Origin of the sequence: Azospirillum sp. A23 (assembly GCF_042938965.1) — a bacterium.
GTDB lineage: Bacteria > Pseudomonadota > Alphaproteobacteria > Azospirillales > Azospirillaceae > Azospirillum > Azospirillum melinis.
The window spans coordinates 1,734,397-1,751,465 of record NZ_CP170667.1 but is presented as its reverse complement, the minus strand read 5'-3'; the positions used below and the strand labels follow the sequence as shown (position 1 = coordinate 1,751,465).

The window sequence follows — 17,069 nt, the reverse complement described above, 5'->3', positions numbered from 1 at the left end:
GGTGCGACCCCCTCACCCTAACCCTCTCCCCAGGGGGGAGAGGGAATTTCTTCGAGTATTACTCCTCGGCCGCGTTGCGGCCGGGGTCGGGCTTGGCGAGATCGTCGGCGCGCAGCGCGCGGGCGACATGGTCGAGCACGCCGTTCACCATCGCCGGCTCGCGGCCGGAGAAGAAGGCGCGGGCGACGTCGACATACTCGCTGATGAGGATGCGCGGGTGGGTGTCCGTATGGACCGCGATCTCATAGGCACCGGCGCGCAGGATGGCGCGCAGCAGCAGCTCCAGCCGGTCGAGCGGGAAGCGCGGGTCGAGAGCGGCACCCAGCACCCCGTCCACCTCGGCCCGGCGGTGGATCGCGCCGCGGACGATGTCGGCGAACAGCTGCGGATCGCCGGAGACGAACTTGTCGCCGTCGATCTCCTCGCCCAGCCGGTGGGCGACGAACTCGCCGACGACATTCTCGACCGGGGCCTGGGCCAGATCGATCTGGTACAGCGCCTGGGCCGCGGCCAGACGGGCGGCCTTGCGGCGCGCCTTGGCGGAGCCGCCGCCGGTCTTGTTCTTGCGGGACTTGGACTTGCCGCCCTTCGGTTGACCGGAGGCGCGTTCGGGTGTCACGGGGCTGCCCGCGTCGTCGTTGCTCATGATCTGCAGTCGCTAAAAGAGAGGAGATGTCGGGGTCAGCGCGGATAGAGGCGGAATTTGCGCTTCAGGTCAATCATGTCAAGACAGGCCCGCGCGGCGCGCCCGCCGGTATTGACCGATCCGACATTGGCCCGCGCCCAGGCCTGCTCGCGGTTTTCCACCGTCAGGATGCCGTTTCCGACCGCCAGACTGTAGCGCAGGGCCAGATCCTGCAGGCCGCGGGCGCTTTCGGCACAGATCGTGTCGTACCGCGTCGTCTCGCCCCGGATCACGCAGCCCAGCGCGACATAGCCGTCGAAACGCTTGCGGGCGGTGAAGAAATCCATCGAGCGGATGGCGTACATGATCGCCGCCGGAAGCTCCAGACAGCCGGGCACGCCATAGCGGATGTGCGTGGCCCCGGCGCGGTCGAGTTCCGCGACGGCGCCACGCGCCAGCTCATCCGCGATGTCCTCGTGGACGCGGGCGTCCACGACCATGATGTGGGGCGTGTCGGTCATCCGGCGGCGTTCTGGTCCTCAGTCCTCACCGGGGTCCGCGGCACCCGGATTGATGGCGCGGTGGCCGACCACGGTCAGGCCGTAGCCTTCCAGCCCGATGATCGGCTTCTTGCGGTTGGAGATCAGGGTCATCTTGCGCACGCCCAGATCCAGCAGGATCTGCGCGCCGATGCCGTAGTCGCGCAGTTCCGGAACGCTGCCGGCCTGACCTTCCAGCCGCGCCTTCAGCACGGTGGAAAGGCCGTTCGGGTTCGGCTCGCGCAGCAGCACGACGACGCCGCGGCCTTCCTTGGCGATCAGCTCCATCGAGGCGTGCAGGTCGTTGTCGCGGCCGGAGTTGCGGTCGCCCAGCACGTCGTCCAGCACCGACTGGGCATGCATGCGCACCAGCACCGGCTCGTCGCCGGAGATGTCCCCGCGCACCAGCGCGATGTGCTCGGCATACTGGATCTTGTTGATGTAGACATAGGACTGGAAGCGCCCGCCATAGCGGCTGTCGAGATTGCCGGCCAGAACCTGCTCGACGATGGTCTCGGTGCGGCGGCGATAGGCGATCAGGTCGGCGATGGTGCCGACCTTCAGCCCGTGGAACTGGGCGAACTGCACCAGATCCGGCAGGCGGGCCATGGTGCCGTCGTCGTTCATGATCTCGCAGATCACCGCGGACGAGGAATGGCCGGACAGCCGGGCGATGTCGACCGAGGCCTCCGTATGGCCGGCGCGGACCAGCACGCCGCCGTCACGCGCCAGCAGCGGGAAGATGTGGCCGGGGGTGGCGAGGTCGTGCGGACCGGACGCCGGGTCGATGGCGACGGCGATGGTGCGGGCACGGTCGGCGGCGGAGATGCCGGTGGTCACGCCTTCGCGCGCCTCGATGGAGACGGTGAAGGCGGTCTGGTGGCGCGAGGCGTTCTGCTGGGCCATCAGCGGCAGCCGCAGCCGTTCGATATTCGGCCGGTCCATGGTCAGGCAGATCAGGCCGCGCCCGTGCTTGGCCATGAAGTTCACCGCTTCCGGCGTGGCGCAGGAGGCGGGGATCACCAGATCGCCCTCGTTCTCCCGGTCCTCGTCGTCGACCAGAATGAACATCCTGCCCTGACGCGCCTCTTCGATGATCTCTTCGGCCGTCGACAGGTAGTGGTGAAACTCGGACGTCATTCCTGCCCCGCGAGCCGGGCGACATAGCGCGCCAGCATATCGATTTCGAGATTGACCGTATCGCCCTCCGTCAGCCCGCCGAAAGTGGTGGCGGTCTGGGTGTGGGGGATGATGTTGACGCCGAAGCGGTTGCCTTCGACCTCGTTGACGGTCAGCGACACGCCGTCGATGGCGACCGAGCCCTTGGGCGCGATGTATTTGGCGAGAGTGGCCGGCGCCTCGAAGGTCAGGCGCAGCGATTCGCCCTCGGGGCGGACCGACAGCAACCGGCCGACGCCGTCGACATGGCCGGACACGATGTGGCCGCCCAGCTCGTCGCCGACCTTCAGGGCGCGCTCCAGGTTGACGCGCGTGCCGGCCTCCCAGCCGCCGAGCGTAGTCTTCGACAGGGTTTCCCCCGAAGCCTGGATGACGTAGGCCCCCGGTCCCTTTTCGATGACCGTCAGGCAGACGCCGTTGTGGGCGATGGACGCCCCGATCGCGATCGTCTCCGTGTCGAAGGCGGTCTCGATGGTGAACCGGGTGTCGCCCTGCCGCTCCACGGCCCGGACGCGCCCGACATCGGTGATGATTCCGGTGAACATGCGGGGGAATTTAGCAGGTTTCGCGGCCAGGGGAAGCGGGCGCGACACCGCAAGCGGCGCAACGGTCTGTTGCGTGGGCTAGACCGACGCTGCGGAGGCTTTCCGGCGGTAGCTTTCGGCCAGATCGGCACCGGCGCCGCGGACGGCGGTGCGTTCGAAGCGTGCCATCGCGGCCAGCGCCTCGACTCCGAAGCCGGCGACCGCCGGTAACCCGTCGCCGCCGATCAGCGAGGCGGCCCGGAACCACTCCAGCCGGTCGACCAGACCGGCACCGAGCAGGGCGCCGGCCATCGACGCTCCGCCCTCCACCAGCACGCGGGTGATGCCGCGGGTGGCGAGGGCGGTCATCGCGGCGGCGGGATCGACACGGCCGTCGGGCCCGGCGGCGACCGGGAGCAGCTCGACGCCGAGCGCCGTTAGAGCCTCGGCACGCGCGGGGTCGGGAGTAGGGCCGGTGACGACCCAGGTCGGAATGCGGGCGGCGCCGATGGCGAGCTTTGCCGTGGGTGGCAGGCGCAGGCTGCTGTCCACCACCACGCGCACCGGGCTGCGGTCTTCCAGGCCGGGCAGGCGGCAGCTCAGTTCGGGATCGTCGGCCAGGGCGGTGCCGATGCCGACCAGGATGGCGTCATGGCTGGCGCGCAGCCGGTGGCCCCAGGCGCGGGCGGTGGGGCCGGTGATCCACTGCGACTCGCCGGTGACGGTGGCGATTCGGCCGTCCAGCGTGCTGGCGACCTTCAGCGTGACCAGCGGGCGGCCCAGCGTGATGCGGTTGAAGAAGCCCTCGTTCAGGGCCAGCGCCTCGGCCTCGCAGACGCCGGTGGTCACCGCGATGCCGGCATCGCGCAGCCGCGTCAACCCACCGCCGGCAACCCGCGGGTCGGGGTCCTGGCAGGCGACGACGACGCGCGCCACCTTCGCCTCGACCAGGGCCAGGGCGCAGGGCGGCGTCTTGCCATAATGGTTGCAGGGCTCCAGCGTGACATAGGCGGTGGCGCCTTCCGCTCCGCCGGAAAAGGCGCGGGCGCGGGCCAGCGCCTCCGTCTCGGCATGGGGGCGGCCGCCGGGCTGGGTCCAGCCGCGGCCGATCACGGCGCCGTCGCGGACCAGCACGCAGCCGACCGCGGGATTGGGCCAGGTCCGCCCCAGCCCGCGCGCCGCGAGCGACAGGGCGGCGCGCATGTGGCGCAGGTCGGTGTCGGTATCGAAAAGAGGGGGCACGGCGGTCCGGGCTATCGGCCGGCCGATCAGCTGCCGGGGCCCTTGCCCTTGGTGTCCTTGGCGGAGAAGCGGCCGACGTTGCCCATCATCTGTTCCAGGAAGCCCATCTCTCGGCCGGCGGTGGGGGTCGTGCGCTCCACCAGATCGATGTCCTGGCCGTTCGACTTGTCGAGCGTCTTGATCTCGCGCAGGACGCCGTTGTCGTCGAAGCGGGCGACGACGACGCGGCGTTCCGTCACTTCCGGCTCGAAGAAGGCGGTCTTCTCGGTCTTCTGACCGATATAGTACCAGACGTTCGGATCGAAGGTGCCGACCGAGGTTGGCGTGCCCAGCACCGCGGCGACGTCGTCGCGCCGGCTCTGGCCCGGTTGCAGTTCCGCCACCAGCTGCGGGTCCGTCAAGTTGCCGCGGGTGGCGACGGTGGGCGAGCAGCCGGTCGCGGCGAGGCCGGCGAGCAGGACGCTGCCCAGCAGGGCGGTGCGAATGACGGTACGAGGGGCGGAAAAGTTCGATCTGGTCATGGTGCTCGGGCTATGATGGAGCCGGCGGGGCAGCGAGGCCGTTCACGGCTGTGGACAGTCTCCGGGCGGGACAATCGCACCGGCTGCTTCGCCCTGTCAACGAGACTCCGAGTCGGGGAAGGGCTGCCGTTCGTGTCAGGAAGCTTTATCGGCCGTTTGCTGGGCCCTTTTCTGGGCCCTCTCTCGGGTCGTGTCGGGGGCGGAGACCGCGCCCGCAACGCCGCCGCGGTGGGCGGTCTGTTCAGTGCCATCGTCGGGCAGGCCCGCGAACCGGGCTTCTACAGCGCGCTTTCCGTACCCGACAGCCTGGACGGGCGGTTCGAGATGGTGGCGCTGCACATGCTGCTGGTGATGCGCCGGCTGAAGGGGCAGGGGCCGGAGGCGGGCAAACTGTCGCAGCGCCTCTACGAGACGATGGTCGACGATTTCGAGAAGTCGCTGCTGGAGATGGGGGCCGGCGACAGCGGCATCGCCCGGCGCGTGAAGACGATGGCGCGCGGGATGGCCGGGCGGATCCGCGCCTATGACGAGGCGCTGGCCGACTCCGGCGGCCGCAGGCTGGAGGTGGCGCTGGACAACAACCTCTACGGCACGGTCGATCCGGTGCCGGACGGGGCGCTGGCGACCATGGCCGCCTATGTCCGCAGCTGTGCCGCGACGCTCGACGCCCAGCCGCTGGAGTCGCTGATACGGGGTGAGATCCGCTTCGCGCCGGTCCCGGTCTGACCGCTTCCCTATATATGAGGAGTCGCCCTGGGATATCTTGAGCCTCGCCGACGCCTGCCGCCGCGTCTCGGGGCTTGCCTTTCCGGGCCGCGGGCTGCATGTGACTCGGGTGTCGCCGGGCGTTCGCCGCGCCGGCCGTTTTGGTTTTCGATCGGAAAGTCTTTGCCATGAGCCCTGCCAACGGCGCCCTGCCGGCCCCGGAATTCTCGCGCGTCGTCAATGCCGACACGGTGCGTCGTGCCGAGGTGAGCGAAACCATCGAAGCGACGGAGGCGGAGCGCCGCGCGCTCGCCGAACGGCTGGAGCTGGAGGCGATCGGCAGCCTGACCGCCACGGTGAAGCTGCGCGCCGTGCGGGGCGGCCAGATGATCCGGGTGTCCGGGCAGCTGGAGGCCGACGTCGTCCAGACCTGCGTCGTGACGCTGGAGCCGGTGCCGGCCCATGTCAGCGAACGCTTCGAGGCGCTGTTCGCTCCGGAGTCGATGATCGAGGATCCGGGGCTGGAGATCGATTTCGACGCCTCCCTGTCCGACGAGGACGTTCCCGAGCCGATGGAGAACAACCGAATCGACATCGGCGAGCTGACGGCGCAGCACCTGTCGCTGGGGCTCGACCCCTATCCGCATGCCGAAGGCGTGGACTTCGAGGGCTACCGCGAGCATGAGGAAGGGGAGGCGGTGGAGGAAGAGGCCGCCGCGGAGTCTGAAAAACCCAATCCCTTCGCCGTCCTGCAGCAGTTGAAGCCGCGGGACTGATCCGGCTGTTGCTTTCTCCGCCGCGTCTTGTATAAGGGCCGGCACTTCCACCCCCACCAATGAGCGGCCCGGGGTTGCGAAATGGGGGTTGTTCGGGCTTGCCCTTTTGGGGCATTTGCCTTATTGAATGCCGCTCGCGCTGGGCGGCCCCTGTTCGGGCCGCCCTTTCCAATGAAGAGAGTTTACGGTCATGGCTGTTCCGAAGAAGAAGACCTCCAAGTCGCGGCGCAACATGCGTCGTTCGCACCACGCTCTGCCGACTTCGGCCTACAACGAGTGCCCGAACTGCGGTGAGCTGAAGCGTCCGCACCACGTCTGCGGGTCTTGCGGCCATTACGACCAGCGTGAAGTGGTTCAGAGCGGCACCGCGGCCGCTTGATCCGCATCGCGTTGTCTGAGGTCCCGTTGATCGGGGGCGCCCGTCGCCCCTGCCGGGGTCCAAGCCGGGGAGCCTGTTCGCGGTGAGCCAGCGCCTGACCATCGCCCTGGATGCCATGGGTGGCGATCACGGTCCCGACATGGTCATTGCCGGGGCGGACATCGCGCGGGAACGCCATCCCGACGTGCGTTTTCTGCTGTATGGCGACCAGCAGCGGCTTGAGCCGCTGCTGAACCAGCGGCCTGCGTTGAAGGCGGTGGCGGAAATCCGCCACACCGCCGACTTCGTGGCCGGGGACGCCAAGCCTGCGGTTGCGCTGCGTGCGGGTCGCCAGTCCAGCATGAGGCTTGCCATCGACGCCGTTGCGGCGGGCGAGGCGGCCTGCGTGGTGTCGGCCGGCAACACCGGCGCCCTGATGGCGATGGCCAAGTTCGTGCTGAAGACGCTGCCGGGCATCGACCGGCCGGCGATGGCCTCCTTCTTCCCGACGCAACGGGGCGAGAGCGTGATGCTGGACCTCGGCGCCAATGCCGAGTGCCAGCCTGAAAACCTCGTCCAGTTCGCCGTGATGGGGGCCGTCTTCGCGCGTGCCATCCTGGGCCTGCCGCAGCCGTCGATCGGCGTGCTGAACATCGGCTCGGAAGACATGAAGGGCAACGAGGTGGTGCGTGCCGCGGCGGCCAGCCTGCGCGACATGCCGCTTCCCGGCCGCTTTCATGGCTTCGTCGAAGGCACCGACATCGGGCTGGGCACGGTGGACGTCATCGTCACCGACGGCTTCACCGGCAATGTCGCGCTGAAGACGGCGGAGGGGACGGCGAAGCTGTTCTCCGAATTCCTGCGCCGCACCTTCGCGACGTCCTTCCTGGCACGGATCGGCTATCTGCTGGCCCGCGGCGCCTTCAAGCGCTTCCGCGAGCGGATCGACCCGCGCCGCTACAACGGCGCGATGTTCCTGGGCCTGCGCGGCGTCTGCGTGAAGAGCCATGGCGGCACCGACGCTGTCGGCTTCGCCAATGCCGTTGCGGTCGCCATCAATCTGGCGACGCACGGCTTCAACGAACGCATCAAGGAAGAGATGGGGCGCATAGCCGACGCGAACCCTCTTCCCGACACGAAGGCGGCGGCGGGCTGAACAATGGTCATGCGTTCCCGAGTTCTGGGTTGCGGCATCTTCCTGCCGTCCAACGTCGTCACCAACCAAGATCTGGAACAGCGGGTCGACACGACGGACGAATGGATCGTCCAGCGCACCGGCATCAGGTCCCGCCACATCGCCGCCGAGGGGGAGAAGACCTCCGACCTCGCCATCGCCGCGGCGGCGCGGGCGCTGGAGCATGCGGGCGTGCCGGGCAGCAGCATCGACTGCATCATCCTGGCCACCACCACCCCGGACAACACCTTCCCGGCCACGGCCACCAAGGTGCAGGCCGCGCTGGGCGCCGCCGGCTTCGCCATGGACATCCAGGCGGTCTGCGCCGGCTTCGTCTATGCCATGTCGGTGGCCGACAATTTCCTGCGCAACGGTCAGGCGCGCCGCGCCCTGGTGATCGGGGCGGAGACCTTCTCCCGCCTGCTGGACTGGAACGACCGCACCACCTGCGTGCTGTTCGGTGACGGCGCCGGCGCCATCGTCATGGAAGCCTACGAGGCCAAGGGCGATTCGAGCGACCGCGGCGTGCTGTCCACCCACCTGCATTCCGACGGCAACCAGTACGACCTGCTCTATGTCGATGGCGGTGCGTCCTCCACCGGCACCATCGGCCATGTCCGCATGCATGGTCAGGAGATCTTCCGCCATGCCGTGTCGAAGCTGTCGGCGGTGGTCGAGGAGGCCCTGGCCGCCAACGGCCTGGAGTCGACCGACATCGACTGGATGGTGCCGCACCAGGCGAATCGCCGGATCATCGACGGGCTGGCCCGCAAGATGAAGCTGTCGCCGGAAAAGGTGGTGCTGACGGTGGACCGCCATGGCAACACCTCCGCGGCCTCGATCCCGCTGGCCTTGGGCGAAGCGGTGGCGGACGGCCGCATCAAGCGCGGCGACCTGATCCTGATGGAAGCCATCGGCGGCGGCCTGACCTGGGGCTCGGCGCTGGTCCGCTGGTAAGGCGGCAGCGCCTTACGCATATCGCACTTCCGTCATACTGCGCTGCACGCCCGGCCAGGCTTCGGCCGGGCCGTATGAGGCTGCCAAGCTTTTGAATTGACGGACCTTCTTTCGCCGGATTACCGTCTTTGCAACGGTTGCGGGGGGAGGTCTGACAATGTCGCAAAATACCGTAACGCGCGCCCAACTGAGCGAAGCCGTCTACCAGGAAGTCGGACTTTCGCGCAACGAATCGGCCGATCTGGTCGAAACGGTGCTGGACGAGATTTCCGATGCCCTGTCCCGGGGGGAGATGGTCAAGATCTCCTCCTTCGGCAGTTTCCAGGTCCGCCAGAAAGGCGAACGGGTCGGCCGCAACCCCAAGACCGGGGAAGAGGTGCCGATTCTGCCGCGCCGTGTTCTGGTCTTCCGTGCCAGCCATGTGCTGAAGCATCGGATCAACGAGGTTCAGGAGGGTGGGGCACCGACGCCTGCGCGGGCGCTGTCCTGACGCCGGTCGATTGCGATGACCTCTCCGCCTTGCCTGTCGCCGTGCCGTGCCTTACCGCGGATCGCCGCTGGCGACCTCTGTCGGACGGCGGCCTGATCGCACCATGAAATCCGCCACGGCCTATCGCACCATCAGCGAGGTGTCGACCGACCTCAACGTGCCTCAGCATGTGCTGCGGTTCTGGGAAACGAAGTTTCCCCAGATCCGTCCGCTGAAGCGCGGTGGCGGCCGGCGCTATTACCGGCCGGAGGATGTCGAACTCCTGCGGCGGATCCAGGCTCTGCTGTATGAGGACCGCTACACCATCAAGGGCGTCCAGCGTCTGCTGAAGGAAGGACGCATGTCCGACCCGACGCCGCCGCTGCCCGAGGATGCCGACGATGGCGGCGGGCCGGTCGATGCGGAAGGGTTCGACGGCACCGACGATGACAGGGATGGGGGCGAGGATCATCCGCCGCTGTCGGATGCGGTCCGGCACGAGATCACCATGGTTCTGGACGAGCTGAAATCGCTGCAATCGGTGCTGTCCCGCCTGTCCGAAATAGGGGGCAAAAAAAGCTGAAAAATCATCACGGGAGATGTTGCATCGGCGAAAGCCCGCGGCTATAGTCCCGTTCCCTTCCGGAGCCAAGCCGCAAGCACTGCGGTGATGTTGACGGAGCGTAGCGCAGCCTGGTAGCGCATCAGACTGGGGGTCTGGGGGTCGCAGGTTCGAATCCTGTCGCTCCGACCAGTTCCGGAAGGACCGAAAAAGCCTTGAAACCTAATGGTTTCAGGGCTTTTTCTTTGCCCGCGTCCTGGGGGCCGGCGCGTCTTCTGTCGGCACCGCTTGGAAGTCTTGGGTGGGACGGCAGGCGCGCAGGGCCGGCCGGCAAAGCGCTTCATTGAAAAAACGGGTCAGCCATTCCGAACCGGACGGGAGCCGGCGCAATGGGAGAGTCCGCAAGCGAAGCGGGACCGAGCGCACGCTTTGGCGCGTTCATGCTCCACAGTGTCGCAACGAGGCCATCATGCTCCAGCTCAATCCGCCGCTCCCCATGGACACCCCGAAGGGCCCCGCCCTTGCGCATTTCCTCATCGACTATGGCGCCGAGCATGATTTGTGCTGGGTCTGCTTCCAGGATGAGACCGGCGAATGCTGGACGTGGCGGAACCGGGACGTGCGGGCGCCCAAGAACATCACCATGGGGCGCAGGACCGACGAACGGCGCGGCAAGGTGGACCTCCGGGTAGCGGAATGAAAAGCCTTTCACGTCGCTGAAGGCGTTGCGGCCGGAGGATCCGGGCAGAGCCGGCGCTGCCCGTGCCTCCGCCGCTTTCTCTTGTATGCAGTGCCATGCGCTAGACGCATTGCGCGCAATCGAACAACGCACAATCAAATACATTGCGCGCAATTCAATTGTGCGTCATTGTTCGCCTCACAAGATCGACGGGCGCCGGTTCGACCCGCCGCCCAGGAAACCAAACTCCGCCACTCGGCGATCAATGAAGGAGCACACGTCATGAAGACCCTGTATTCGACCAAGGTGACCGCCACCGGTGGCCGTGACGGCAAGGCCGTCAGTGAGGATGGCCTGCTGTCGGTCGCGCTGGCCGCGCCGAAGGAGCTGGGCGGCCAGGGTGGCGCCACCAACCCCGAGCAGCTGTTCGCCGCCGGCTATTCCGCCTGCTTCATCGGCGCCATCAAGTTCGTCGGCAACCGCGACAAGATCGCCGTCCCGGCCGATCTGACGGTGAACGCCACGGTCGGCATCGGTGCCCGCGACGATGGCGAAGGGTTCGGCCTGACGGTCGATTTCGTGGTTTCGCTGCCGGGCATGGACAAGGCCGCCGCCGAGGATCTGCTGGCCCGCGCCCATAAGGTCTGCCCGTACAGCCACGCCACCAAGGGCAACATCCCGGTCACCACGACCGTTGCCTGAGGGCCGTTGCCTGAGGGCCGGGCCTGAGACCATCGCCTGAAGCGAAAAGTCTTCGGCATTGCGCCGCCAGGCTGTTGCGCGCGATTGTGCAGTCCGCACGATCGACCGACGCGCGGCATCCCGGCGGCGCGCCGTCTTTTCAAGGTTCAGACATCATGGCAGCCGACAGGGACGATCCGCTTCTGCTTTCCAATCAGGCGTGCTTCGCGCTCTATTCCGCCAATCTGGCGATGAGCCGCGTCTATCGCCCGATGCTGGAGCAGCTTGGCCTGACCTATCCGCAGTATCTGATCATGCTGCTGCTGTGGGAGGAGGACGGCCAGTCGATGAAGCTGCTCGGCGAGCGGCTCGGGCTGGACAGCGGCACGCTGACCCCGCTGCTGAAGCGGATGGAAGGGCAGGGACTGCTGACCCGCAGCCGCGATCCGCAGGACGAGCGGCTGGTCCGCATCGGCCTGACCGCCGAAGGGGCGGCCTTGCGGACGCAGGCCGAATGTCTGCCGACGCGGATCGCCGCCGCCGCCGGCTGCTCCGCCGCAGAGCTGATGTCGCTCCGCGATGCGCTGCTGCGGCTGCGCGACGATTTGAACCGGGCGGCCGATCAGGACAGATAAGATTGGGACTGGAAATCGTCGGCGGGAGAGCCTTTTCTATCCAGCCGCCTTCCCGATCCAAGGGTTCCGCCCGTGAGTTCCGCACTGACTGACGACCGCCTCCGCCTTCGCTCCGCCGATGCCGACGACGCCCCGGATCTGGCACGGCTGATCGACATCGCCGGCGGCGGCGTCTACGAATTCCTGCTCGACGGGCTGGTGCCGGGGATGACCGCGGCGGAGATGCTGATGCCCGGTCTGGCCGGACGCAGCGGGTCGCTGTCGCATCGCCAGAGCGGTGTCGCCGAACTGGATGGGCTGGTGATCGGCATCGCCCATGGCTATCCCACCGACTGGATCCGGACAGAGGATTACAGCGGCCTGCCGCCCGACCGCATCGCCCATATGGGCGAATTCTCCGAAACGCTGGACTGGGGTAGCTATTTCCTGTCCGCCCTGGCGGTCGATCCCGTGCACCGGCGCCACGGCATCGCCGGCCGGCTGCTCGGCTGGTTCTACGAGCGGGCGCGGACCGGCGGCTTCGACCGGGTCACCCTGCATGTCTGGGCCGACAACGAGCCGGCCCGCCGTCTCTATGTCGGCGAGGGGTTCGAGGAGATCGGCAACGCCGCCATCCCCTGGCACCCCCGGCTGCCGCACCAGGGCGGCAGCATCCTGATGCGGCGCTATCTGTGAGCGACGATCCGCGGATCCGTCTTCAAGGCTGACAGTTCGTCGATGTGGTGCACGACCAGGTCCGGATCGGCATAATGGACCATGTGGCCGGAGTCCGGCACCCAATGCAGGGTGCTGTCGGGCAGCACATGATGCAGCCGGCCGCTCTGCTCCTCCTGCTCGACCACGCGGTCGTGATGGCCGGCGAAGATCGCCACCGGGACGGTCACCTCGGCATAGCGGTGCTGGAGGCGGTCTGCGGCGGGCGCCATGGTCACGCCATCCTGGGCGTTGGCGCGCATCTGGCCCGGCCGGATGGTCAGGGCGGCGGGGAAGCTCTCCGTCAGATGCTCCGGCACTGGACGGGGCGAGAACAGCGTCTTCAGCAGCCCCGGCATCATCGCCATCGAAACCGGCGGCGACAGGGTGTGGCGCAGCAGGTCGCCCAGCACCGGCATCGCCAGCGGCGCCACCAGAGCCGCATCGGCCCGCTTGGTCGGGAAATAATAGCCGGCCATCAGCACCAGGCCCTTCACCGTCCGCGGATGGTCCAGGGCCAGCGCCAGCGCCACCAGCGTGGCGTAGGAATGGCCGACGACCACGGCGTTCTCGATCTCCAGTGCGGCGAAGGCCTGGGCCAGCAGGTCGGCCTGATCCTCCGGCGTCCAGGCGCGATCCCGAGGGCGGTCGCTGTGGCCCATGCCGGGCCGGTCGAAGGCGATCACCCGGTGGGTCCGGGCCAAACGCTGGAACAGCCCGCTCGCCAGCGAATCGCCGAGGGCGGAGACATTGCCGTGCAGCAGCACGACCGGCGGGCCTTCGCCGGCCTCCATGTAATGCAGCCGGACGCCATCGACGGTCAGGAAGCTGCCTTCGGGCGGATAGCGCCGTTCGGCCGCGCGGGCCGCAATGGTGTTGGCGACGGCCAATCCGCCCAGGGTCAGCGCGGTGAGGCCCAGGGTCTTGACGAGGGTGGAGCGGCGGTCGGTCATCGGCGGCGTCCTCTTGGGGCTGTTGCGGCGCAACATCGTGAGAGGACAACCGGTGGGCGGGAGAAGGGTTCCTGGGGAAGTCGGGCCCCCACCCGGTCCTCCCCGGATGGGGGGCCGAAGTGGGGGCAATCGCACTCTACGTTCGGCTCACTTCCCAGCCTTCAGCTGGTCCCGGGTCAGCCAGAACACCTCGCCGAAGCTGTTGGCGGTCTGCAGCCACAGGAAGTCCAGATGGGGATAGTCCGCCTCCAGAATCTCGCGGCCGGTGCCGAACTCGCACAGCAGGCCGCCTTCCGGCGTCAGATGCTTGGGCGCTTCCTTCAGGATGCGGCGGACGATGTCCAGCCCGTCGTCGCCGCCAGCCAGCGCCATTTCCGGCTCGGCCCGGAACTCCGGCGGCAGGGCGTCCATCGATTCGGCATCGACATAGGGCGGGTTGGTGATGATGACGTCGTATTTCCGCGTTTTCAGCGGGGCGAACAGGTCGCCCTGATGCAGGGTGATGCGGTCCTCGAACCCGCTGTCGGCGACGTTGCGTTTTGCCACCTCCAGCGCGTCGGGCGACAGGTCCACCGCGTCGACCTGGGCTTCCGGGAAGATGCGGGCGGCCAGGATGGCGAGGCAACCGGAGCCGGTGCACAGATCCAGCACCCGCTCGACCGAGGTCGGGTCCTCGACCAGCGTGAAGTCGTCGCCGCCGAACATGTCGGAGAACAGCAACTCGCCGATGTAGGAGCGCGGGACGATCACCCGCTCGTCCACATAGAAGGGGATGCCCTGGATATAGGCCTTGTTCAGCAAATAGGGCGCCGGCTTGCGGGTGTCGATGCGGGCATGGAGGATGCCGGCCACCGCCTCGCGTTCCGCCGCGGTCAGCCGGGCGTCCATATAGGGGTCGAGCTGGTCGACCGGCAGGTGCAGCGACTCCAGCACCAGGAACACCGCCTCGTCGAAGGCCGTGGTGGTGCCATGGCCGTAATCCAGATCGGCCTCGTTGAAACGGCTGACGCCGTAGCGCAGGAAATCGCGGATGGTCGACAGCTCAGCGGCGGCGGATGCTGCGGTGTGCTTGCTGGTCACGGGCGGCGGGCTCCGGTGAAGGGGCGGGGGTGAGGGGCAGGGGCGGGGGGATAGAGCGGATCGGAGACGGTCAGAGCAGTTCCAGCACCGACTCCGGCGGGCGGCCGACGCGGGCGCGGTCGCCCTTGACCACGATGGGGCGTTCGATGGCCGCCGGATTGGCGGACAGGGCGGTGACCAGCGCCTCGCCGTCGAGGTCCTTCGCGATGCCGGCCTCCGCCGCTTCCTTGGCGCGGGTGATGTCGCGCGGACCCTTGCCCAGCTTGGCGAGGATGGCCGACAGCTCCGCCGCGGTCGGCGGGGTCTTCAGATACTCGACCACCGTCGGTTCGACGCCGCGGGAGCGCAGAAGCTCCAGCGTCTCGCGCGATTTGCTGCAACGCGGGTTGTGATAGATCGTCACGTCGCTCATGACAGGCTTTCCAGGTTTGAAGAGCGGTCAGACTGATACACCCAACCCGCGTTGCGCGCCAATCCGGCATGCGGAAACGGACGCCGCGGCGCAACATCCGTCAGGTGACAAGGGCTGCCTTTGGTATTATTTTGCGCGCTCGCTTTTCCGAAAGGCCCTGCGCGCCGTATCCCGGTGGGCTGGCCTTGCGGGACAGAACCGATGCCCAGATACGGAAGCCGGCCGTGACCAAGCTCTCGCTCTCCAAGGACAAGATCAACATCCTTCTGCTGGAAGGTGTCCACGACAACGCCATCGACGAGCTGGCCCGCGGCGGTTATGCCTCCGTCGAGCGGCTGCCGCGCGCGCTGGACGAGTCCGAGCTGCTGGAACGCATCGGCTCGGTCCACATCCTGGGCATCCGCTCGCGCACCCACCTGACCGCCAAGGTGTTCGAGGCGGCGAACAAGCTGATCACCGTCGGCTGCTTCTGCATCGGCACCAACCAGGTCGACCTGAAGGCGGCGCGCCGCCACGGCGTGCCGGTGTTCAACGCCCCCTATTCCAACACCCGGTCGGTGGCGGAGCTGGTGATCGGCGAGATCATCATGCTGATGCGCGGCATCTTCGAGAAGTCGCAGCTGGTGCATGGCGGCGGCTGGATGAAGTCGGCCAAGGACTCTTACGAGATCCGCGGCAAGACGCTGGGCATCGTCGGCTACGGCCACATCGGCACCCAGGTGTCGATCCTGGCCGAAGCGATGGGCATGCAGGTCCGCTTCTACGACACCGTGCGGAAGCTGGCGCTCGGCAATGCGCGGGCCTGCGACTCGCTGGAGGAACTGCTGTCGGTGTCCGACGTGGTGACCCTGCATGTGCCCGACACCCCGCAGACCCGCGACATGATCGGCGAGCGGGAGTTGGCCGCCATGAAGAAGGGCAGCCACCTGATCAACGCCGCCCGTGGGCAGGTGGTCGACATCGAAGCGCTGGCCGCCGCGATGAACTCCGGCCATGTGCTGGGTGCGGCCATCGACGTCTTCCCGGTCGAGCCCGGCTCGGACAAGGAAGAGTTCCAGAGCGCGCTGCGCGGCATCAAGACCGCCATCCTCACCCCGCACATCGGCGGCTCGACGATGGAGGCGCAGGCCAACATCGGCACCGAGGTGGCGCAGAAGCTGCTTGAGTATTCGGACAACGGTTCCACCGTCGGCGCGGTCAACTTCCCGCAGGTGGCGCTGCCGGTGCAGGCCGGCTGCACCCGCTTCCTGCACGTCCACGAGAACCGTCCGGGCATGCTGCGCAAGGTGAACGAGGTGTTCTCCGGCCGCGACCTGAACATCGCCGCCCAGTATCTCCAGACCGATCCGGAGCTGGGCTATGTGGTGGTCGACGTCAACGGCGACGTTGAGGAGCTGGAGGTCGTCAACGACCTGCGCGCCATCGAAGGCACCCTGAAGGCGCGCTTCCTGTTCCCGTCCCAGCACTGAGTGGGCAGCATTGAGTGGAAGGGCCACCGCCGCAGACCAGCGGTGGCGGCCCTTCCATATCTTTTGCCGCCAAATCTCTTGTAGGAGAACGGTTTCCCGGTAACAGTGCTGGGATGACCGTTCGCCTCCTGTTCTTTGCCTTTCCGGCAATTCTGCTGTCCATGTCGCCGGCCGCGGCGCAGTCGAACGGCTGCACCGGATTTCCGCCGGCCACGCTGGACCTCGACACCGTGCTGGCGCCGATCCAGCGCGACGATGCGCTGTCGATCCCGCAGCTCACCCGCCTGCCCGGACGTACGCCGGGGCCGGTCAGCACCGCCGACAGCCATGTGCTGGGGCTGACCCAGGCGCGGTACGGCGAGCAGTCCCAGGTGTCGGCCCTGTTCAAGACGATGGGCGACGGCACCTATTGCGCCTCGGCCAGCAAGCTTACCATCAGTTTCGGCTTCCAGCAGCGCATCGTCCATGTCGCCCGGGAAATCCCCGCCGGCTCCTGCCTGCATGGCGAGGTGCTTGCCCACGAAATGCGCCATGTCGCGGTGGACGAGGCCCTGCTTCAGGAGATGATGCCGCAGATCCGCAGCCGGCTGGATCAGGTGATCGCGGAGATGGCGCCGGTGCGGTCGCGCAGCCAGTCGCAGGCGATGGCGGCGGTCCGCCGGCCGCTCGAATCGGCGATGCGGCGGATCATGCAGGAATTCGGCCGCGAGCGCGACCGCCGGCAGGCCCAGGTCGATACGGTCGAGGAGTATGAGCGGGTCAGCCGGGTCTGCAACGGCGAAGCCCGCAATTATCTGCCGAAGCCCGCCACGCGGCGGACCGTCCGCCAGGGCTGA

The 17,069-nt window shown here is 67.7% G+C and carries 22 protein-coding genes and 1 tRNA gene; 14 read left to right on the top strand and 9 right to left on the bottom strand.

Annotated features, from left to right (window positions below):
* Positions 1 to 58: 58 nt before the first annotated feature.
* The 6 genes from nusB to ABNQ40_RS25595 all read right to left on the bottom strand — a co-directional run bounded on the left by nusB (position 59) and on the right by ABNQ40_RS25595 (position 4,630).
* Positions 59 to 646, bottom strand: a complete 588-nt coding sequence (nusB, locus tag ABNQ40_RS25620) for a transcription antitermination factor NusB (protein ID WP_109051779.1) — start codon at positions 644 to 646, stop codon at positions 59 to 61.
* Between the two features lie 35 nt (positions 647 to 681).
* Complete coding sequence (gene ribH, locus ABNQ40_RS25615) at positions 682 to 1,146, bottom strand: 6,7-dimethyl-8-ribityllumazine synthase (protein WP_098740208.1); 465 nt, start codon at positions 1,144 to 1,146, stop codon at positions 682 to 684.
* A gap of 18 nt (positions 1,147 to 1,164) precedes the next feature.
* Complete coding sequence (gene ribB, locus ABNQ40_RS25610) at positions 1,165 to 2,304, bottom strand: 3,4-dihydroxy-2-butanone-4-phosphate synthase (protein WP_109051778.1); 1,140 nt, start codon at positions 2,302 to 2,304, stop codon at positions 1,165 to 1,167.
* Positions 2,301 to 2,888: a riboflavin synthase gene (locus ABNQ40_RS25605; RefSeq protein WP_109051777.1), complete on the bottom strand. Its 588-nt coding sequence runs from the start codon at positions 2,886 to 2,888 to the stop codon at positions 2,301 to 2,303. The genes ribB and ABNQ40_RS25605 overlap by 4 nt, the downstream gene beginning before the upstream one ends.
* A gap of 78 nt (positions 2,889 to 2,966) precedes the next feature.
* Positions 2,967 to 4,070, bottom strand: coding sequence for a bifunctional diaminohydroxyphosphoribosylaminopyrimidine deaminase/5-amino-6-(5-phosphoribosylamino)uracil reductase RibD (gene ribD, locus ABNQ40_RS25600; protein ID WP_109491173.1), 1,104 nt, complete (start codon positions 4,068 to 4,070; stop codon positions 2,967 to 2,969).
* A 65-nt stretch (positions 4,071 to 4,135) separates the two neighbouring features.
* Complete coding sequence (locus ABNQ40_RS25595; protein ID WP_109051776.1) at positions 4,136 to 4,630, bottom strand: outer membrane protein assembly factor BamE; 495 nt, start codon at positions 4,628 to 4,630, stop codon at positions 4,136 to 4,138.
* Between the two features lie 228 nt (positions 4,631 to 4,858).
* Between ABNQ40_RS25595 and ABNQ40_RS25590 the strand changes: the two genes are divergently transcribed.
* The 12 genes from ABNQ40_RS25590 to ABNQ40_RS25535 all read left to right on the top strand — a co-directional run bounded on the left by ABNQ40_RS25590 (position 4,859) and on the right by ABNQ40_RS25535 (position 12,301).
* Positions 4,859 to 5,356, top strand: coding sequence for a ubiquinol-cytochrome C chaperone family protein (locus tag ABNQ40_RS25590; protein WP_247880045.1), 498 nt, complete (start codon positions 4,859 to 4,861; stop codon positions 5,354 to 5,356).
* 167 nt (positions 5,357 to 5,523) lie between these two features.
* Entirely contained in the window at positions 5,524 to 6,111 is a 588-nt protein-coding gene (locus ABNQ40_RS25585) for a DUF177 domain-containing protein (RefSeq protein ID WP_109051774.1), read from the top strand.
* 190 nt (positions 6,112 to 6,301) lie between these two features.
* On the top strand, positions 6,302 to 6,490 hold the full coding sequence (gene rpmF, locus ABNQ40_RS25580; RefSeq protein ID WP_012973646.1) for a 50S ribosomal protein L32: 189 nt from the start codon (positions 6,302 to 6,304) through the stop codon (positions 6,488 to 6,490).
* An 82-nt stretch (positions 6,491 to 6,572) separates the two neighbouring features.
* Positions 6,573 to 7,625, top strand: coding sequence for a phosphate acyltransferase PlsX (plsX, locus tag ABNQ40_RS25575; RefSeq protein ID WP_109051773.1), 1,053 nt, complete (start codon positions 6,573 to 6,575; stop codon positions 7,623 to 7,625).
* Between the two features lie 3 nt (positions 7,626 to 7,628).
* Entirely contained in the window at positions 7,629 to 8,600 is a 972-nt protein-coding gene (locus tag ABNQ40_RS25570; RefSeq protein WP_109051772.1) for a beta-ketoacyl-ACP synthase III, read from the top strand.
* A 157-nt stretch (positions 8,601 to 8,757) separates the two neighbouring features.
* Positions 8,758 to 9,090 (top strand): integration host factor subunit alpha, encoded by a 333-nt coding sequence (locus tag ABNQ40_RS25565; RefSeq protein ID WP_098740199.1) that lies wholly within the window; start codon positions 8,758 to 8,760, stop codon positions 9,088 to 9,090.
* A gap of 103 nt (positions 9,091 to 9,193) precedes the next feature.
* Positions 9,194 to 9,652 (top strand): MerR family transcriptional regulator, encoded by a 459-nt coding sequence (locus ABNQ40_RS25560; RefSeq protein ID WP_109051771.1) that lies wholly within the window; start codon positions 9,194 to 9,196, stop codon positions 9,650 to 9,652.
* A gap of 94 nt (positions 9,653 to 9,746) precedes the next feature.
* A tRNA-Pro gene (locus ABNQ40_RS25555) sits at positions 9,747 to 9,823 on the top strand.
* A gap of 277 nt (positions 9,824 to 10,100) precedes the next feature.
* The gene (locus ABNQ40_RS25550) at positions 10,101 to 10,331 is read left to right on the top strand and encodes a hypothetical protein (protein ID WP_098740197.1); all 231 of its coding nucleotides are present in this window, start codon (positions 10,101 to 10,103) and stop codon (positions 10,329 to 10,331) included.
* A 261-nt stretch (positions 10,332 to 10,592) separates the two neighbouring features.
* The gene (locus ABNQ40_RS25545; protein WP_012973667.1) at positions 10,593 to 11,012 is read left to right on the top strand and encodes an organic hydroperoxide resistance protein; all 420 of its coding nucleotides are present in this window, start codon (positions 10,593 to 10,595) and stop codon (positions 11,010 to 11,012) included.
* A 155-nt stretch (positions 11,013 to 11,167) separates the two neighbouring features.
* The gene (locus tag ABNQ40_RS25540) at positions 11,168 to 11,626 is read left to right on the top strand and encodes a MarR family winged helix-turn-helix transcriptional regulator (protein ID WP_109051770.1); all 459 of its coding nucleotides are present in this window, start codon (positions 11,168 to 11,170) and stop codon (positions 11,624 to 11,626) included.
* A gap of 72 nt (positions 11,627 to 11,698) precedes the next feature.
* Entirely contained in the window at positions 11,699 to 12,301 is a 603-nt protein-coding gene (locus tag ABNQ40_RS25535) for an N-acetyltransferase (protein ID WP_109051769.1), read from the top strand.
* Here the strand turns inward: ABNQ40_RS25535 and ABNQ40_RS25530 are convergent.
* From ABNQ40_RS25530 to arsC, 3 genes are all read right to left on the bottom strand, one after another.
* Positions 12,292 to 13,272: an alpha/beta fold hydrolase gene (locus tag ABNQ40_RS25530; protein WP_109051768.1), complete on the bottom strand. Its 981-nt coding sequence runs from the start codon at positions 13,270 to 13,272 to the stop codon at positions 12,292 to 12,294. The genes ABNQ40_RS25535 and ABNQ40_RS25530 overlap by 10 nt on opposite strands.
* Positions 13,273 to 13,419: 147 nt before the next feature.
* Positions 13,420 to 14,352: a 50S ribosomal protein L3 N(5)-glutamine methyltransferase gene (prmB, locus tag ABNQ40_RS25525; RefSeq protein WP_391347709.1), complete on the bottom strand. Its 933-nt coding sequence runs from the start codon at positions 14,350 to 14,352 to the stop codon at positions 13,420 to 13,422.
* Positions 14,353 to 14,422: 70 nt separating this feature from the next.
* Complete coding sequence (arsC, locus tag ABNQ40_RS25520) at positions 14,423 to 14,764, bottom strand: arsenate reductase (glutaredoxin) (protein ID WP_109047516.1); 342 nt, start codon at positions 14,762 to 14,764, stop codon at positions 14,423 to 14,425.
* A gap of 224 nt (positions 14,765 to 14,988) precedes the next feature.
* Between arsC and serA the strand changes: the two genes are divergently transcribed.
* On the top strand, positions 14,989 to 16,233 hold the full coding sequence (gene serA / locus ABNQ40_RS25515) for a phosphoglycerate dehydrogenase (RefSeq protein WP_109047515.1): 1,245 nt from the start codon (positions 14,989 to 14,991) through the stop codon (positions 16,231 to 16,233).
* 113 nt (positions 16,234 to 16,346) lie between these two features.
* Positions 16,347 to 17,069 (top strand): hypothetical protein, encoded by a 723-nt coding sequence (locus ABNQ40_RS25510; protein WP_109047514.1) that lies wholly within the window; start codon positions 16,347 to 16,349, stop codon positions 17,067 to 17,069.

Excerpts from the sequence above, each read along its gene's own strand:
- ABNQ40_RS25565 (WP_098740199.1), top strand. The coding sequence starts at position 8,758 with ATGTCGCAAAATACCGTAACGCGCGCCCAACTGAGCGAAGCCGTCTAC.
- ABNQ40_RS25595 (WP_109051776.1), bottom strand. The coding sequence starts at position 4,630 with ATGACCAGATCGAACTTTTCCGCCCCTCGTACCGTCATTCGCACCGCC.
- ABNQ40_RS25605 (WP_109051777.1), bottom strand. The coding sequence starts at position 2,888 with ATGTTCACCGGAATCATCACCGATGTCGGGCGCGTCCGGGCCGTGGAG.
- ABNQ40_RS25510 (WP_109047514.1), top strand. The coding sequence starts at position 16,347 with ATGACCGTTCGCCTCCTGTTCTTTGCCTTTCCGGCAATTCTGCTGTCC.
- ABNQ40_RS25540 (WP_109051770.1), top strand. The coding sequence starts at position 11,168 with ATGGCAGCCGACAGGGACGATCCGCTTCTGCTTTCCAATCAGGCGTGC.
- ABNQ40_RS25585 (WP_109051774.1), top strand. The coding sequence starts at position 5,524 with ATGAGCCCTGCCAACGGCGCCCTGCCGGCCCCGGAATTCTCGCGCGTC.
- ABNQ40_RS25530 (WP_109051768.1), bottom strand. The coding sequence starts at position 13,272 with ATGACCGACCGCCGCTCCACCCTCGTCAAGACCCTGGGCCTCACCGCG.
- ABNQ40_RS25570 (WP_109051772.1), top strand. The coding sequence starts at position 7,629 with ATGGTCATGCGTTCCCGAGTTCTGGGTTGCGGCATCTTCCTGCCGTCC.
- ribB (WP_109051778.1), bottom strand. The coding sequence starts at position 2,304 with ATGACGTCCGAGTTTCACCACTACCTGTCGACGGCCGAAGAGATCATC.
- rpmF (WP_012973646.1), top strand. The coding sequence starts at position 6,302 with ATGGCTGTTCCGAAGAAGAAGACCTCCAAGTCGCGGCGCAACATGCGT.
- ribH (WP_098740208.1), bottom strand. The coding sequence starts at position 1,146 with ATGACCGACACGCCCCACATCATGGTCGTGGACGCCCGCGTCCACGAG.
- ABNQ40_RS25560 (WP_109051771.1), top strand. The coding sequence starts at position 9,194 with ATGAAATCCGCCACGGCCTATCGCACCATCAGCGAGGTGTCGACCGAC.
- ribD (WP_109491173.1), bottom strand. The coding sequence starts at position 4,070 with ATGCGCGCCGCCCTGTCGCTCGCGGCGCGCGGGCTGGGGCGGACCTGG.
- nusB (WP_109051779.1), bottom strand. The coding sequence starts at position 646 with ATGAGCAACGACGACGCGGGCAGCCCCGTGACACCCGAACGCGCCTCC.
- ABNQ40_RS25550 (WP_098740197.1), top strand. The coding sequence starts at position 10,101 with ATGCTCCAGCTCAATCCGCCGCTCCCCATGGACACCCCGAAGGGCCCC.
- ABNQ40_RS25545 (WP_012973667.1), top strand. The coding sequence starts at position 10,593 with ATGAAGACCCTGTATTCGACCAAGGTGACCGCCACCGGTGGCCGTGAC.
- arsC (WP_109047516.1), bottom strand. The coding sequence starts at position 14,764 with ATGAGCGACGTGACGATCTATCACAACCCGCGTTGCAGCAAATCGCGC.